The 16941-nt window shown below is 66.4% G+C and carries 12 protein-coding genes and 2 pseudogenes; 8 read left to right on the top strand and 6 right to left on the bottom strand.

From position 1 onward, the window contains the following. Window positions 1–208 precede the first annotated feature (208 nt). The 7 genes and pseudogenes from ACFPTO_RS11400 to ACFPTO_RS11370 all read left to right on the top strand — a co-directional run. Window positions 209–1192: pseudogene (locus tag ACFPTO_RS11400) on the top strand (LacI family DNA-binding transcriptional regulator); the annotation flags it as partial. Window positions 1193–1503: 311 nt separating this feature from the next. Continuing rightward, complete coding sequence (locus ACFPTO_RS11395; RefSeq protein ID WP_377711459.1) at window positions 1504–2871, top strand: AGE family epimerase/isomerase; 1368 nt, start codon at window positions 1504–1506, stop codon at window positions 2869–2871. Next, a complete protein-coding gene (locus ACFPTO_RS11390; RefSeq protein ID WP_377711458.1) occupies window positions 2868–3842 on the top strand; it encodes a carbohydrate kinase family protein in 975 nt (324 codons plus the stop codon). Before ACFPTO_RS11395 ends, ACFPTO_RS11390 begins: the two co-directional genes overlap by 4 nt. 180 nt (window positions 3843–4022) lie before the next feature. After that, window positions 4023–4244 carry a hypothetical protein gene (locus ACFPTO_RS11385; RefSeq protein WP_377711457.1) on the top strand — a complete coding sequence of 74 codons (222 nt, stop codon included), beginning with the start codon at window positions 4023–4025 and terminating at the stop codon, window positions 4242–4244. 126 nt (window positions 4245–4370) lie between these two features. Then, window positions 4371–4616, top strand: a complete 246-nt coding sequence (locus ACFPTO_RS11380; protein ID WP_293039345.1) for a hypothetical protein — start codon at window positions 4371–4373, stop codon at window positions 4614–4616. 147 nt (window positions 4617–4763) lie between these two features. Further along, on the top strand, window positions 4764–5726 hold the full coding sequence (locus tag ACFPTO_RS11375) for an ion channel (protein WP_377711456.1): 963 nt from the start codon (window positions 4764–4766) through the stop codon (window positions 5724–5726). Window positions 5727–6053: 327 nt separating this feature from the next. After that, window positions 6054–9677: an indolepyruvate ferredoxin oxidoreductase family protein gene (locus tag ACFPTO_RS11370; RefSeq protein WP_377711455.1), complete on the top strand. Its 3624-nt coding sequence runs from the start codon at window positions 6054–6056 to the stop codon at window positions 9675–9677. 92 nt (window positions 9678–9769) lie between these two features. Here the strand turns inward: ACFPTO_RS11370 and ACFPTO_RS11365 are convergent, their stop codons facing one another. From ACFPTO_RS11365 to ACFPTO_RS11340, 6 genes and pseudogenes are all read right to left on the bottom strand, one after another. Continuing rightward, on the bottom strand, window positions 9770–11047 hold the full coding sequence (locus ACFPTO_RS11365; protein WP_377711724.1) for a sensor domain-containing phosphodiesterase: 1278 nt from the start codon (window positions 11045–11047) through the stop codon (window positions 9770–9772). A 612-nt stretch (window positions 11048–11659) separates the two neighbouring features. Further along, the gene (locus ACFPTO_RS11360) at window positions 11660–12964 is read right to left on the bottom strand and encodes a solute carrier family 23 protein (protein WP_377711454.1); all 1305 of its coding nucleotides are present in this window, start codon (window positions 12962–12964) and stop codon (window positions 11660–11662) included. Window positions 12965–13321: 357 nt separating this feature from the next. Next, on the bottom strand, window positions 13322–13909 hold the full coding sequence (locus ACFPTO_RS11355) for a DUF2239 family protein (RefSeq protein ID WP_377711453.1): 588 nt from the start codon (window positions 13907–13909) through the stop codon (window positions 13322–13324). Between the two features lie 191 nt (window positions 13910–14100). Then, window positions 14101–14593, bottom strand: a pseudogene (locus tag ACFPTO_RS11350) (GGDEF domain-containing protein); the annotation flags it as partial. Window positions 14594–14821: 228 nt separating this feature from the next. Next, the gene (locus tag ACFPTO_RS11345) at window positions 14822–15496 is read right to left on the bottom strand and encodes a PDC sensor domain-containing protein (protein ID WP_377711452.1); all 675 of its coding nucleotides are present in this window, start codon (window positions 15494–15496) and stop codon (window positions 14822–14824) included. A 368-nt stretch (window positions 15497–15864) separates the two neighbouring features. After that, window positions 15865–16158 carry a hypothetical protein gene (locus ACFPTO_RS11340; protein WP_377711451.1) on the bottom strand — a complete coding sequence of 98 codons (294 nt, stop codon included), beginning with the start codon at window positions 16156–16158 and terminating at the stop codon, window positions 15865–15867. A 206-nt stretch (window positions 16159–16364) separates the two neighbouring features. Here ACFPTO_RS11340 and ACFPTO_RS11335 point away from each other — a divergent pair, with 206 nt between their 5' ends. Further along, window positions 16365–16811 carry an SRPBCC family protein gene (locus ACFPTO_RS11335; RefSeq protein WP_377711450.1) on the top strand — a complete coding sequence of 149 codons (447 nt, stop codon included), beginning with the start codon at window positions 16365–16367 and terminating at the stop codon, window positions 16809–16811. Window positions 16812–16941: the final 130 nt, after the last annotated feature.

Genomic DNA, 16941 nt, shown 5'->3' with positions numbered 1-16941 from the left:
TCGCTTCGCATCGCTGCAAACAACTCCAACCACGCGTGTTTAGTTCTTTTTAGTAAACATATAAATTTACATTTATAGCCTTATACCCGGGTATTTACGGACTTTTACTACGCGTATACAAGGCTATTTATCCAAATTTTTACTATACAATCGCCCCCACACCTGATCTTCACCGCGCGGCGCCGTGGCGCGCCGCCCGCCAGGAGCCATGGGGACAACCATTCGCGACATCGCGCAGGCAGCCAACGTATCGATCGGCACGGTCTCGCGCGCACTTAAGAACCAGTCGGGTCTCTCCGAATCCACGCGCGCGCGCGTCGTCGAAGTCGCACGCTCGCTGGGCTACGACTGCGGCCAGTTGCGCCCGCGTATTCGCCGGCTCACGTTCCTGCTTCACCGCCAGCACAACAACTTCGCGGCGAGTCCGTTTTTCTCGCACGTGCTGCACGGCGTCGAGAACGCCTGCCGCGAGCACGGCATCGTGCCCGCGCTGCTGACCGCCGGACCCGCCGACGACACCATCCAGCAACTGCGCATGCACGCGCCCGACGCCATCGCCGTGGCGGGCTTCGTCGAGCCGGAGATGCTGGCTGCGCTCGTCGGCCTGCAGCGCCCGCTCGTGCTGATCGACCTGTGGGCGCAGGGCCTGCGCTCGGTGAACATCGACAACCTCGCGGGCGCCGCGCTCGCGATGAAGCACCTGTTCGAGATGGGACGGCGGCGCGTGGCGTTCATCGGCGGATCGCTCGCGCACTTCAGCATCGCGCAGCGCGCGCTCGGCTACCGGCGCGCGTTCTTCGAAGCGGGGCTGCTGTTCGACCCGTCGCTCGAAGTGACGATCGACGCCGGGCTCGATCCCGATACCGGCGCGGCGCGCGCGATGGAGCGTCTGCTCGACGCCACGCGCGGCGCGCCGCCCGACGCCGTGTTCGCCTACAACGACGCCGCCGCGCTCGCCGCCATGCGCGTGTGCCTGGCGCGCGGCCTGCGCGTGCCCGAGGACGTGGCGATTGTCGGTTTCGACGACATCGCGGGCGCGGCCCACGCGGTGCCGTCGCTCTCGACGGTCGCCGTCGACAAGGAAGGGCTCGGGCAGCGCGGCGTCGAATTGCTGCTCGAAGAAGCGCCCGCCGTCACCGAAATCAACCTGCCGGTGCAACTGATCGCGCGCGGCAGCACGACCGGCGAGACGGGTCCGGATGCTGCCCGCGCGAGCGGCGGTTCGCCGGGTGCAAAACTCGCAAGCGCAAAGCCAGCCGAACGTTCAAGCGAACGTTCAAGCGAACGACCAGGCGAACAACCAGGCGAAAAGCGCGCCATGCAGACGGCGCAGCGCACCGCCACGCCGGACGCGACGCTCGCCTGCGCCGCCGCGGGCAACGCAAACGCACGAGCCGAAGCTGGCGCCGCCACCGCGCGGCCCTCGCATAGCAAGACGGCACACGCAGCCGCAGCCGCGCCGAAATCACGCTGAAGCCAAGCCCAAGCCTCGATGGAAAAGCCATGACGAAGCTCACCGATACCGTCTCCGCCGCCCGGCCCGGCACCGAACCCGTGCGCGCGCCGCTTGCCGCCGCACCGGCAACCGGGAATTTCCGCGACCGCGCGTTCCTGCTCTCGCACGTCGAGGACACGCTGCGCTTCTACGCGCCGAACGTGTTCGACCCGACAGGCGGTTTTCACCACTACTTCCGCGACGACGGCTCCGTCTACAACGCGCACTCGCGCCATCTCGTGAGCAGTTGCCGTTTCGTCTTCAACTATGCGATGGCGTATCGCGAGTTCGGCGATCCGCTGTATCTGCAGTACGCGCGCCACGGCCTGCAGTTCCTGCGCGAAGCGCACTGGGACCCGCAGCACGAAGGCTATGACTGGGAGATCGACTGGCGCGACGGCAAGAAGCGCACGCTCGACGCCACGCGCCACTGCTACGGCCTCGCATTCGTGCTGCTCGCTTATTCGCACGCGGCGATGGCGGGTATCGAGGAAGCGCGTCCGATGATCGGCGCGACGTTCGAATTGATGGATCACCGCTTCTGGGATGCGGCCGCGGGCCTCTACGCCGACGAAGCGAGCGCCGGCTGGGTCGTGTCGCGCTATCGCGGCCAGAACGCGAACATGCACACGACCGAGGCGCTGCTCGCGGCCTACGAGGCAACGGGCCACCTCGTCTATCTCGACCGCGCGGAGCGCGTCGCATCGAACCTCACGCTGCGCCAGGCGAAGCTCTCGCAAGGGCTCGTGTGGGAGCATTTTCACGCGGACTGGTCGGTGGACTGGCACTACAACGAAGAGGACAGTTCGAACATCTTCCGGCCGTGGGGCTTCCAGCCGGGACACCAGACGGAGTGGGCCAAGCTGCTGCTGATTCTCGAGCGGCATCGTCCGCTGCCGTGGCTGCTGCCGCGCGCGATCGAACTCTTCGACGCCGCGATGACGCAGGCATGGGACGACAACCACGGCGGGCTCTACTACGGCTTCGGCCCGGATGGCACGGTCTGCGATCACGACAAGTACTTCTGGGTGCAGGCGGAGACCATCGCGACAGCCGCGCTGCTTGCGAAGCGCACGGGCGCCGAGCGCTTCTGGGACTGGTACGACGAACTGTGGCGCTATAGCTGGACGCACTTCGTCGATCACCGCTACGGTGCGTGGTATCGCATCCTCACTTGCGACAACCGCAAGTACGGCGACGAAAAGAGCCCGGCGGGCAAGACCGACTATCACACGATGGGCGCCTGCTACGAGACGCTCAACGCACTGCCGGGACGCGGCGTGGCGCCTGCCATCGGCCGCAACGGCGCGCGTGCGCACGCGCCGCTGCAGCCGACAGCGGACGGCGATACACAGCATGAAGGAGCCACACGATGAGCACCTGCAGCATGGGCCCCGACTTCTCTTCAGGTTTTCCGGCCTTCATCTCGGCCGGCGACATCCTCACCGATCTCGTGCGCGTCGACACACCGGACGGCGCGCATTCGCACGCCGGTTCGCACGCCGGTTCGCAATGGCGCGCGCATCCGGGCGGCGCGGGCTGGAACGTCGCGCGCGCGGTCGCGCGGCTCGGCCTGCCGACAGCCTGCGCGGGCGCGCTCGGCATTGACAATTTCTCCGACGAACTCTGGAACGCGAGTGTCGCCGCGGGCCTCGACATGCGCTTCATGCAGCGCGTCGAGCGTGCGCCGCTGCTCGCGATCGTGCATCGCACGCATCCGCCCGCTTACTACTTCATCGGCGAGCAGAGCGCCGACCTCGCCTTCGATCCCGCCCAGTTGCCAGCAGGATGGCGCGCGCATGCGAAGTGGGCGCACTTCGGCGGCATCAGCCTCGTGCGCCAACCGCTTGGCGAAACGCTCGCCACGCTCGCCGCCGAACTGCGCGCCGTGGGCGTGAAGATCAGCTTCGATCCGAACTGCCGCAGCCTGATGGCGCACGGCTACGCGCCGATCCTGCGCCGCATGGCCGCGCTCGCCGACCTCATCAAGGTCTCCGACGAGGATCTGCTGATGCTGTTCCCGAGCCTTGGCGAAGCGGAAGCAATCGCGGCGATGCGCGCGCTCAATCCGGCGGCCACGCTGCTGGTGACGCGCGGTGCGCAAGCGGCCACGCTCTTTGCTGGCGACGAGGTCATCGAAGCCGCACCGCCGCGTGTAGAGGTGGCGGACACGGTGGGCGCGGGCGATGCCTCGATCGGCGGGCTGCTCTTCAGCCTCATGAGCGCGCCGCAACGCACGTGGCGCCAGCATCTGGGCTTCGCGCTCGCAGCCGGTGCGGCGGCCTGCCGTCGCCCGGGCGCGCATTCGCCGACGCTCGACGAAGTGGTGGCGCTGCTCGCCGACTGAGGGCCGCGCACGCACGGCGCGCACCACCGGCATCGCACGCCTCGCGCGCGCACGGCTGACACGAAACTGAAGCGCCGCTGACACACCCGTGCCCCGCAACCGCACGGGCAAAGTGCTAGCATGGAATCTGCCGTCCCGGCTCCACGCCGGGACGGTCTTTCCTTCCACCAGGAGCGCGCTATGGAAGATGTGACCTACACCAAGGGGATCTACACGGCAGTCGCCACGACACGGCCTATGGACGGCGGGTTGTTCCAAGGCCTGGTCTCTCTGGCGCGCGACGACGGGGAGGCACTCGAAAACGCCGTCTACGAAGTGGAAAGCGCATCGGGCACGCCCGAAGAAGCGCTTGAAGAGGCCAAGGCACTCGCCCATCGCATCCTTGGCGAACTCGAACTGTAAGGCCGCGAACGCGCAGAGAACACGCAGCAAACCAACATCAAACTAAAAGCAAACTACAAGCAAACTAAAAGCAGGCTGCTGCCTCGCGTTCGGGCCGTATCACCGGTAATCCGGCTGGAGGCGATCATGGCCGAACAGCTCTTTCTCTACGGCGTCTACGCCATCCACGTTCATCCGCTGCAACTGCAGGGCGCGCGCTGGGACGCCGAATACCAGATCACGCACCGCGACAAGCCCGTGCAGCAGTGGGTCACCATCGGCGGCAACGCGGGGTTCGACGCGCCCACTCAGGCCGTCGATGCCGCGCGCCGCCAGGCCATCGCCGATATCGAACAAGGCGCGGGCATTCCGAAACCGCACAACTTTCCCTGAGCCCGTGCTTTTGCCGCGCTTGCGCCGCGCCCGCGACGCTCGCGCAAGCGCGTGAAGTGCGTGAAGCGCGGCGCTGCGGCCCGCGCGCTTGTCCTGTCCGTTCGGCGTTGCTACGCTTTCTCCCATTTCGAGTTCGAAGGGAACGCCATGACGCCCGAGCCGCAGCAGCGCACCGCCAATCAAGCCGCCCGGCAGACAGGCCAGCCCCCGCGGTCCGCACGCGTCACGCCGCGCACACTGTTCATCGGCAGCCGCGAAATCAGGGTCTATGGCATGCCGTCGCTCGGCTGGCGCGATTTCTATCACAGCGCGCTCACCATGCGCTGGCCCACCTTCTTCGCGTCGCTCGCGGGTCTGTTCCTCGTCCTCAACGCGCTCTTCGCGTGCCTCTACCTGCTCGGCACCGCGCCCATCGCCAACCAGTACCCGAGCGGCTTCGGCGGCGCGTTTTTCTTCAGCGTCGAAACGCTCGCGACGGTCGGTTACGGCGACATGCACCCCCAAACGCTCTATGCGCACGCTGTGGCGACGCTGGAGATCTTCATCGGCATGTCGGGCATCGCGCTGTCGACGGGGCTCGTATTCGCGCGCTTCTCACGTCCGCGCGCGAAGATCATGTTCGCGCGCGAGGTGGTCGTGCATCCCATCGAGGGCCGTACGACGCTCATGGCGCGCGCCGCCAACGCACGCCAGAACGTGATCGCCGAAGCGGGCGCGAAGCTGCGGCTCATGCGCTTCGAAACCACATCGGACGGCTATTCCGCGCGCCGTATCCACGACCTCAAGCTCGTGCGCGACCAGCATCCCATCTTCTCGCTCGGCTGGAACCTCATGCATGTGATCGACGAATCGAGTCCGCTCTTCGGCGAAACGCCCGAGTCGCTCGCACGCCAGCATGCCTCGATCCTCGCGATGATCGAAGGCTCCGACGAATCGACCGCGCAAATCATGCAGGCGCGCCACAGCTGGTCGGACAGCCAGATCCGCTGGCAGCACCGCTACGTCAACATGCTTTACGACGTCGACGGCGTGAGCCACATCGACTACCGGCACTTTCACGACATCGAGCCGTACGAAGGCCCGGCCGCGCAGAGTTCGCAGCCGGTCTGACCGGTGAAAGCGGTGTGAGCGCACCGGCCCGGCGGCCTTGCAAAATCTCTCTCAAAAGCGGCGTCGCACGCGAAGCATCTCGCGCATGCACCGCGCGCGCGAGGTCAGTTAGCAAAATATTTCCGTTATCGGCGCTAAAAAATAGAGTCTCTTGCGACGCGCACCGCACGCCGGGCGCGCCGCCGCGATAACAAGCCGTGCGCAGGATCGGGCTGGGTGTTGCAGCACGACCGCGCACGGAGATCGCATCGGATGCCGTGGGAGCCGGGCAGGCGCTGAAGTGCCAACCCGGGTCGACCGCTCCGCGATCGAAAAGGAGACTCCACCATGAACGCCCGCCCCGCGTTCGGCGATGCTTCGCCCCCGCCGCTCGCCGACTACCGTCTGAGCGACAACCTCACCGCCACGCGCGGCCGCATCTTTCTCACCGGCACCCAGGCGCTGATCCGTCTCGCCCTGATGCAGCACGCCGTCGACCAGGCGCGCGGACTGAACACCGCGGGCTTCATCAGCGGCTATCGCGGCTCGCCGCTCGGTATGGTCGACCAGCAGGCGTGGCGCGCGCAAAAGCTCCTCGACGCCGCCAGCGTGCGCTTCCTTCCGGCCATCAACGAAGAACTGGGCGGCACCGCCGTGCTCGGCACGCAGCGCGTCGAAGCCGACCCCGAGCGCACCGTCGAAGGCGTCTTCGCGATGTGGTACGGCAAAGGTCCCGGCGTGGACCGCGCAGGCGACGCGCTCAAGCACGGCAACGCCTACGGCTCGTCGCCGCACGGCGGCGTGCTCGTGGTCGCGGGCGACGACCACGGCTGCGTTTCGTCGTCGATGCCGCATCAGAGCGACTTCGCCATGATCGCGTGGCACATGCCGATCGTGAATCCGTCGAACATCGCGGACATGCTCGAATTCGGCCTCTACGGCTGGGCGCTGTCGCGCTACTCGGGCGCCTGGGTCGGCCTCAAGGCGATTTCGGAAACCGTCGAGTCGGGCTCGACCGTCGATCTCGATGCGATCCGCACCGACTGGCCCGCGCCCGTCGGCTTCGCGCCGCCGCCCGGCGGGCTGCACAACCGCTGGCCCGATCTGCCGAGCCTCGCCATCGAAGCGCGACTCGCCGCCAAACTCGACGCCGTGCGCCACTTCGCGCGCGCAAACAGCATCGACAAGTGGATCGCACCGAGCCCGCACGCGAACATCGGCATCGTCACCTGCGGCAAGGCCCATCTGGATCTGATGGAGGCGCTGCGCCGCCTCGACCTCTCGGTAGCCGATCTCGATGCCGCGGGCGTGCGCATCTACAAAGTGGGGCTCTCGTTTCCGCTGGAGATGTCGCGCATCGACGCCTTCGTCGCGGGCCTCACCGACGTGCTCGTGATCGAAGAGAAAGGCCCCGTGGTCGAGCAGCAGATCAAGGACTATCTCTACAATCGCAAGGCCGGCGCGCGGCCGACCATCACCGGCAAAGCTGCCGTTGACGGCACCGCCCAGCTCTCCGAACTCGGCGAACTGCGCCCGTCGCGCATCCTGCCCGTGTTCGCCGCGTGGCTCGCGCGGCACAAGCCCGCACTCGACCGGCGCGACCGCGTGGTCGATCTCGTCGCGCCGCAGATCCTCTCCAACGAAGCCGACGCCGTGCGCCGCACGCCGTACTTCTGCTCGGGCTGTCCGCACAACACCTCGACGAAAGTGCCCGAGGGCTCGATTGCGCAGGCGGGAATCGGCTGTCACTTCATGGCGTCATGGATGGAGCGCGACACGACCGGCCTCATCCAGATGGGCGGCGAAGGCGTGGACTGGGCCGCGCACTCGATGTTCACGAACACGCGCCACGTCTTCCAGAATCTCGGCGACGGCACCTATTTTCATTCAGGCATCCTCGCGATTCGCCAGGCTGTCGCGGTGAACGCCAACATCACCTACAAGATCCTCTACAACGACGCCGTTGCGATGACGGGCGGGCAGCCGGTGGACGGCAGCATTTCGGTGCCGCAGATCGCGCGCCAGGTCGAGGCCGAAGGCGTCTCGCGCTTCGTCGTCGTGAGCGACGAGCCCGAGAAATACGATGGCCATCACGGTCTCTTCCCGAAAGGCACGACGTTCCATCATCGCCGTGAACTCGATGCCGTGCAGCGCGAACTGCGCGACATTCCGGGCGTCACCGTACTGATCTACGACCAGACCTGCGCCGCCGAAAAGCGCCGCCGCCGCAAGAAGGGCGAGTTCCCCGATCCGGACAAGCGGCTCTTCATCAACGAGGCCGTGTGCGAAGGCTGCGGCGATTGCGGCGTGCAGTCGAATTGCCTCTCGGTCGAACCTGTAGAGACCGAACTCGGCCGCAAGCGCCGCATCGACCAGTCGTCGTGCAACAAGGACTACTCGTGCGTGAACGGCTTCTGTCCGAGCTTCGTGACGGTGGAACACGGCAAGCTCAGGAAAGCTGCGGGCGCAACGTTCGATCCGCAGGCGCTCGCCGCGCGCGTGAATGCGCTGCCCGTGCCGCAGACGCCGCTGGAGGACGCCCCGTACGACATTCTCGTGACCGGCGTGGGCGGCACGGGCGTTGTGACCGTGGGCGCGCTCATCAGCATGGCCGCGCATCTGGAAGGCAAGAGCGCGTCGGTGCTCGATTTCATGGGCTTCGCGCAAAAGGGCGGTGCGGTGCTCTCGTTCGTGCGCTTCGCGGCAACCGACGCCTTGCTCAACCAGGTCCGCATCGACACGCAGCAGGCCGACCTGCTGCTCGCCTGCGACATGGTGGTGGCCGCGAGCGCCGACGCGCTCCAGACCGTGCGCCACGACCGCACGCGCATCGTCGTGAACACGCACGCGATTCCGAACGCGTCGTTCGTGCAGAACCCCGACGCGAACCTGCACGCCGACGCGCTGCTCGCGAAGATGCGTCACGCCTCGACCGGCGGCTTGCCCCGTGCGGACAGCGGCGCGCAAGACCCGCTTTCGACCTGCGATGCGCAGCGGCTCGCGCAACGCTTTTTCGGCGACACCATCGGCGCGAACATCCTGATGCTCGGCTTTGCATGGCAACTCGGCCTCGTGCCGGTTTCGCTCGCGGCGCTCACGCGTGCGATCGAACTGAACAACGTGGCCGTGCCCGCAAACCTGCTTGCGCTCTCGATTGGCCGCCTCGCTGCGGCGGATCCCGCTGCGCTGGAAACACTCGAAACGCTCGACGCGCAACACAAGCGCGCCGTGGAGCCGAAGCGCACGCACACGCTGGACGAACTCGTCGCCGATCGCGAAGCGCGTCTCGTCGCATATGGCGGGGCGCGTTACGCCCGGCGCTTTCGCGCGCTCGCCGACGCTGCGCGTGCCGCCGACAAGAGCGCGGACCAGGCGCTCGCGCGCGCCGTCGCGACGACGTTCTATCGCCTGCTCGCGGTGAAGGACGAATACGAAGTCGCGCGGCTCTACACCGATCCCGCTTTCCGCGCCGCGCTCGAAGCGCAGTTCGAAGGCACGGCGGGCCGCGACTTCACCGTGAAGTTCAACATGGCGCCGCCGCTGATCGCGCGCGCAAAACACGGTGAAGTGCCGCGCAAGATGCAGATCGGCCCGTGGCTGTGGCGCGTGCTTGCGCTGCTTTCGAAGGGGCGCGGCGTGCGCGGAACGTGGCTCGATGTGTTTGGCCGCACGCTTGAGCGCCGCATGGAACGCGCGCTCGCCGACGACTACGAGGCAACGCTGCGCGTCGCGCTCGCGCATCTCGATGCAGACAACGCCGCCGATATCGCAGCGCTCGCGAGCCTTTATGAGCGCGTGCGCGGCTATGGCCACGTGAAGCTCGCGAACCTCGCGGCAGTCAAGCGCAGCGAGCGCGAACTCGCGGCGCGTCTGCAACTCGATGCGAAGACGAGCGCCGTCGTGCAGGAAGCGCTCGATTCGTTCAAGGGCGCGGGCGCGCTGCGCGGTATTCCGGTGGTCGTCGCGAAGTAACGCGTGCGGCGTAAGCGCAGCAAACGCAAAACGGGCGGCTTCACTGGCCGCCCGTTTGTTTTATCGTACCCGATTCGGTCAATCCGGTTCGTTCACTCCGGTTCGTCGGAAATCCAGTCGATGTCGCCGCACAGCACGCACAGCCGCGCGCCGACGTGCACCGCCATCGAAAGCGTCACGCACGGCAGCGCCTCGGTAATCGACAGATACGGCGCCGTGACATGCACGCGCCCCGGCGCAGCGAGCGCCGCGCGAAAATACGGACGCCGCAGCCAGTTCGCGCCCTGCGCTTCGTCGAGCGGCAAGAAGCGCGCGTCGTGCTGCGCACGGTCGACGCGCAGCACGACGTTGCGTTCGGCCTGCCGTCCGTTCGCATCGAGCAGGAAACAGCGCGCCGCATGCGTGAGCCCGAGGAAATTCCAGCACACCTCCTCCATCGGCTCGCCGGCGCCCAGCCGCTCCGCCGCGCGCTCGAACGCGCGCACATAGGGCGCCAGCCGGCTGGCCGTGCCGCGCTCGCGCGCCTCGGTCTGCGAGCGAAAACGCTCCGTCGCCTCGGCGATCACCGATCGCGTCTGCGCCGCATCCGCGAGACCCGGCGCCGGACGCGCGAAGAAAAAGCCCTGCACGAAGTCCGCATTGCACGAGAGCGCAAGCTGCGCCTCCTGCTCGGTTTCGACGCCCTCGAACAGCACGAGCTTGCCCGCCTCGTGCAGGAGCGCGACGAGCGCGGGCAGCGTCGCCGCCATGTCGGCCCGATGCGCGGCGTGCAGCAGCATGATGCGGTCGAGCTTCACGATGTCGGGATTAAGCTGCCACACGCGGCCGATATCGACGTTGCCCGCACCGAAGTCGTCGAGCGCGATGAGAAAGCCGCGCTCGCGCAACAACGCGATGGCGCGCGCGAGCGCGTCGAGATCGGCGGCCTGCTCTTCGAGCACTTCGAGCACGACGCGACGCGGCGGCAGATCGAGCCGCTGCAGGTTCGCGAGCAGCGCCGCCGTGTGATACGGCTCGGTGAGCGTGCCTGGATGCACGTTGAGGAAGAGCCATTCGCGCTCGGCGCCCAGCAGCCTGAAATTTTCCAGATGCAGGAACTGCGCGAGACGATCCAGTTGCAGGACTTCGCCGATGCGCGTCGCCTCGCCGAACACATCGAGTGGGGGAACGGGCCGGTCGAACGCGTCATGCGCGCGCAACAGCCCTTCGTAGCCGATCGCCCGCATATGCGAAAGGCTGAAGACCGGCTGGAACACGCTCGTCAGCACGAGGTCGCCGTAGGGCGCACTGTAGCGCTGCAGCCCCGAGGTAACGCTCATATTGAATCCGTGCGGCGCGACGGCCGTTTTGTCCTGTTGCTCTGCGCTCATGCGTTCCTCTCGCGCGAGATCGTCGCCGGCGTGCGCGCGCGGTTCGCGCGCGCCATGACCGTCGGCGTGATTCATTGCGTCACAGGCTGCGAAAAGCAAGGTTCGTGCGCGCTGGTGCGCGAACGTCGCATGCATTGAAGCGCGAGCGCCGCATGTCACGCACGTCACCCGTGGCGCGCGTGCGCCGCGAACGGGCACGCCACGCACCACAACCATGCACGGCCAAGGTGCGTGCGTCGCGCCGTGGCGGCCTCGTTGCCGCGCGCCGGATTCTTCCTACTAATTCCTCACTAGTCCGCGCAACAGTCGCCGGGTGCCACCATGTGCCGCCGCGACCGGACGCATCGGCGCCCTCGTCTTCGCGCGATCCTTCGCCTGATCGCTGGAAACCGTATTCATTGTTCTTATTCTGCGCTTCTTCGTGGCGCTCTCGTGCGCCACAGTGCGGCGTGTGTCCGTGATGGTGCGGCACGCCAGGCGCGCACGGCGGCGCGCGCCGAGATCGGCTGGCTGAGCCCATCGGAAACACGAGTGCGCAAAAAAAGCGGCACGCGTGCCGCTTTCATTGCCGCCGCAGCCGCGCGCCGCAGATGCGGACGCGGCATGCAGGCGTCAGACCGATGCTTGCTGGGCAGGCTTGCGGCGCAGCAACGCGTAGAGAATGATCGAGCCGAACGTCGCGGTGCCGATGCCGCCAAGCGCGAATGCGCCGAGCTTCAGCGAGAAATCGCCCGCGCCGAGCACGAGCGTGACGGCTGCGACGATGAGGTTGCGGTTATCGGAGAAGTCGACCTTGTTGACGACCCAGATGCGCGCGCCGGTCACGGCGATCAGGCCGAACACGACGATCGACACGCCGCCGAGCACCGGGCCCGGAATCGTCTGGATCACGGCGCCGAACTTCGGCGAGAAACCGAGCACGATTGCAATCAGCGCGGCGACGACGAACACGAGCGTCGAGTAGATCCTGGTGACGGCCATCACGCCGATATTCTCGGCATAAGTGGTGACGCCCGTGCCGCCCGCGAAACCCGAAACCATCGTGGCCAGGCCGTCGCCGATGAACGCGCGGCCGATATAGCGGTCGAGGTTCACGCCCGTCATCGCGGAAACGGCCTTGATGTGACCGAGATTTTCGGCAACGAGAATCACGGCGACCGGCATGAGCAGGGTCATTGCGTGCACATCGAACACGGGCGCGCCGAACTTCGGCATGCCGAACCAGGCGGCGTTGCCGACGATCGAAAAATCGACCGGCTTGCCGAGGCCCATGCCGTTGGTGACGATTGCGTAGATCACGTAGGCGATCATCAAGCCGACGAGAATCAGAAGACGCTGCAACATGCCGCGCGTGAACACCGCGACGCCGCCCACGCAGACGACGGTCATGAGCGCCATCCACGAATCGAACTGCGAGCCGCTCACGCCCTTCACGGCGATAGGCGCGAGATTCAGGCCGATCACGCAGACGATCGCGCCGGTGACGACCGGCGGCATCAGCGTCTCGATCCACTTCGTGCCGACCGCCGACACGATCAACCCGATCACGGCGTAGACCGCGCCGCACGCGATGATGCCGCCGAGCGCGACCGGAATGTTCGGATTCGGCCCGTGCCCGCTATAGCCCGTGATGGCGATCACGAGCCCGATGAACGCGAAGCTCGACCCGAGATAGCTCGGCACCCGGCCGCCCACCACGACGAAGAACAGCAGCGTGCCGATGCCGGACATGAAAATGCACAGATTCGGGTCAAATCCCATCAGCAGCGGTGCCAGAACCGTCGAGCCGAACATCGCGACCACGTGCTGCACGCCCATCGCGAACATCTGCGGCCAGGACAGGCGCTCGTGGGGAGCGACGACGCCCCTCGCGCCGCTCGACGCTTCACGCCAGCGGGGGAAATAAGAATCGGACATCTGGGGCTCCTCTTGTGGGCGTGGTCTGCTGTCGTTGCGTTTGGGTTATGGGCGATGCGCGACGATGCGCCCGCGTGGTCCGGCGGGTTATCTCGTTAAAAATCAGGCGCGAGTGTACGGAGCCGGAGTGCGCGTGGCAAGCCGTGGCAAACACGCGGCCGCCTCACTTCGGCACAGACTTTCAGACTCATCCGATAGGTTTGGTGCGATGCGGCAGATACACTGGTTTCGCTGCGTGACCGAGTAACATCCTCATCATGTAGCGGTCGTTAGCAATAAACTCTCCGACTTCCCGCTCACGCTTCCCGGCTTGAGCGGTTTTTTTTGGCGCTCGCCCGCCCACCTGTCTGTCGCGCATCAGGCGAAGGCATCGCGCGCAAGCGCCACCGCATACTCCCGCACATCAACCGGCCAGGCGTCGCTCGCCGCCTCGAAACGCGCCTTGTCGCCCGCATAGAGCGCGCGCAGCGCGTCCTCATAGCCCGGCAGATTGCCCGCCAGCGCCGTCATGAAACGGTGCGCCGCCTCCTGCGCCGCGCGCACGCGCTCCTTCGCCTCGCTCGCGTGGCGTGCCGCGTCGACAAGCTGGCGCAGCACGACCGACGCGCCGCCCGGCTGCGCGCCGAGCCATTCCCAGTGACGCGGCAGGAGTGTCACCTCGCGCGGGACCACGCCGAGCTTCGGGCGGCCCCGGCCACGCGGGACCTCGTCCACGAGGGATTCGTGCGCGGCCGGCGCCTGCTCCGACAGACGGGCCGCCACGTCCTGTGCGGTGCCGCGCAAGTCGAATTCGACCGCACGCGCGTCGCTGTCGTCGAAAATCAGGATCGGCGCATCTTCGCCTCGTTCGAGCGCCGCCTTCACCGCGAGCGCGACCGCCGCCGCCGTCCCGTGCGCCAACCGGCGCGTGCCCACGAATGCCGTACAAGCGAGTGTCGCGACCATCTGCCGCTCCGTTTGTGGAATCAAGACGACGCATTTTATCCGGGTAAAAATTTAGACGCAATATTACCCGGATAAAATATCGATCATTCCAACGGGCAACAGCAGACCTCTACGTTGCGCTGGCGAAGCCGGGCTGCCACGACGCGGTTGCGGCCCGCACGCTTTGCGGCGTAGAGCGCCGCATCGGCCGCTTCGTTGAGATCGCGCCACGAAAAGAACGTCCCCGCCGACGTGCTCGCAACCCCCACGCTTACCGTCAGCACGCCGTTCGCGGCGTCCTCATGCGGAATCGCGAGCGCTTCGACCGCGGCGCGCACCTGCTCGCCGACCGCGCGCGCCGGCCTCATCGGTATTGGGCAGCATCAGCACGAACTCCTCGCCGCCAAAGCGCGCTGCACAATCGCTCGCGCGGCGCGCGTAATCGTTCACCACATGCGCCACGACAGCCAGCGCGCCGTCGCCCGCGTGATGGCCGTAGCGGTCGTTGTAGAGCTTGAAGCGGTCGATATCGAACATCAGCATCGCGAGCGGACTGCCCGTGCGCCGCACGCGCAGCCATTCATTGCCGGCGCGCGCCTCGAATGCACGCCGGTTAGCGAGAGACGTGAGTGCATCCGTGCCGGCCTGCGCGCGCAGTTCCGTTTCGAGCGCAGCGCGCTGACGCAACTGCCGCGCGAGCAGCACGCCAGCCCCGATCAGCGATAGGTCGAGCACGGCAGTCAGCGCGCCGATGAACCACGCGCGCAAGCGCCACTCGCGGTAGATCTCGTGCGTACTCAGCCCGACACTGAGCACGAGCGGATAGCCCGGCACGCGCCTGAACGCGTACCAACGCCGGATGCCGTCGACCTGTCCGTTGGCGAAGAAACCACCGGACTCTTCATGATTGATTCGCTGAAAAACCGGTGCTCCCTAGACGCTCGTACCGACAAGCTTCGGATCGTACGGGCGGCGCATGAGCAGCGTGCCGTCCGTGAGCGTGATCACGAGGACACCGTCCGTGCCGATATCGACGCCGCTGAACAACTGCCGGAAATATTCGAGGCGCATGGTCACGACCACGGCCCCCGAAAACGAACCGTCTGGATTCGACCGGCGACGGCTCATCGCGATGCTCGTCTCCAATGGGCCATTCCCCGGAACGAACGGATGGCTCACGAAGAGGCCCGTGTGCGGCGAACTGCGCTGCGCCTCGAAGTAATCACACGCGGCGATGTTGAGGTTGCGCTGCATATGCGTGCGCGAATCGTAATAGACGTCGCCAGCGGCATCGGCGACGAGAAGCACGCCGAGATTCTTCGTCATCGCCGCGCGGTCGAACAGCACGCTCTGGCGAATTTCGATGGGCAGCGCCGCAACGCGCAGATCATCGAGTCCGTCGATCACGGCCTGCAGAGAAAGATCGTAGAGCTTGAGGTTGCGCTCCGTGTCGCGCTCGAAGAGCAACGCGATGTTGTAGGCCGCGGCACGCGCCTGTGCGAGCGCGTCGCGGCGCATCTGCTGCATGACCAACGCGGTGATCAGCCTCACGAAAGCGGCAAGCGCGATGGCAGCGATCAATACGAGGGTCGGGCGGCGGGTCAACATGGCGTGGCGAGCCTTGACTCCTGGAACCAGCGGGAAGGAATGGCTGCGGCGGCTTGGGCGGCCTGGGCGGCGGCCTGCCCGGCGCAGCGCGCGCCGGACCCGCGTCGGGTGTAACCCGGCACATGGGCTGCACGTTGCGCGGCTGTGCCGAGTGCGTGGGGCGCGCTGGACGTGCTCGAGTGCCGCCGATGGCATGCGATGTCGCTGCCGGAATCGACGCCGCGCAAATCAGGGCACACGGCGCATCGATTGGCGGGCTTGTTCACTGTGTTTTCGGTGGGCGTGCGATGTCCGTGACAACCCGACGCGACGTCCTGTCTGCGGGACGCGGCATCCCTCGACGAAAGCGCATGCCTGCGGCTGCGCGCCTAGAAACCGTGAGTCACAAGCGACAGCACGGAAAGATCCGGATGCGTGCCTTCGACGATGCTGTGCCCCACCGAAAGCGCCTCTTCCGTTGCCTCCTCCTCGGTGCGGAACGTTTCGTCGCCGCCCGGATGATAGGGCACCGTGTGGCCGGGCAAGGCCGGATCGGCGCCCGGGTGGCAAACATAGGCGGTGTAGGTGTAGCGGTTGCTGCCATCGTCCGCCAGAGCCGGCGAGACGTGGATCTCGAACCCCTCGTAATCGAACTTCCGGAAAAGCGCTTGCGGACCGGACATGACAGCCTCCGTTTGCCGCGCTGCCAGGCGGCATCGACTCGGGCCCGCTCGCGGATAGTGCGTCGGGCCGATGCGGGAAGTTTAGGCCATCGCCGGGAGGTTGGCGGGGACGGGCCCGCTAGCCGGAGTTCGGAGTTCGATGCGCTTGTCACCTCACGCTTGTCGTCTAGGATTGGGAGATGTCCTCGTCCTTCTGGAGTCCCACCATGGCTACTCACACGATCCGGCTGCATCGCGTGCTCCGTTGCCCGCCCGAGCGCCTCTATCGCGCCTTTTTAGATCCCGATGCGCTCGTCAAATGGCTTGCACCGAACGGGTTCGTCGCGATCGTGCATCAGTTCGATGCGAAGGTCGGCGGAAAGTATCGTATGTCGTTCCGGAACTTCGCCACGGGCGAGGAGCACTCGTTTAATGGGGAATATCTCGAACTGGTGCCCAACGAGCGGATCCGGTACAGCGGCGTATTCGATAATCCGAATCCGCCCGGTGCGATGGAGACGACTGTGGTGCTGCAAGGTGTGTTTTGCGGAACCGAGTTGAGCGTCGTGCAGGATGGGGTTCCAGAGGCGATTCCCGCCGAGGCTTGCTATCTCGGGTGGCAGGAGTCGCTTGTGTTGCTCGGTTTGTTAGTGGAGGCGGAGATTAAGGGGTGATTGGCATGTGCGGAAAGGCGGGGAGGACGCATCGCGTGGAAAACGCCGCGATGTCGATGCGCATTGAACGATTGACCGCACAACCGTCCACGGTCGTCCTCGGCATCGCACAGGCGGTTGGCTGTCAACC

Origin of the sequence: Paraburkholderia denitrificans (assembly GCF_042655705.1) — a bacterium.
GTDB classification, from domain to species: Bacteria; Pseudomonadota; Gammaproteobacteria; order Burkholderiales; family Burkholderiaceae; genus Paraburkholderia; species Paraburkholderia denitrificans.
This window is presented reverse-complemented; position numbering and strand designations above follow the sequence as displayed.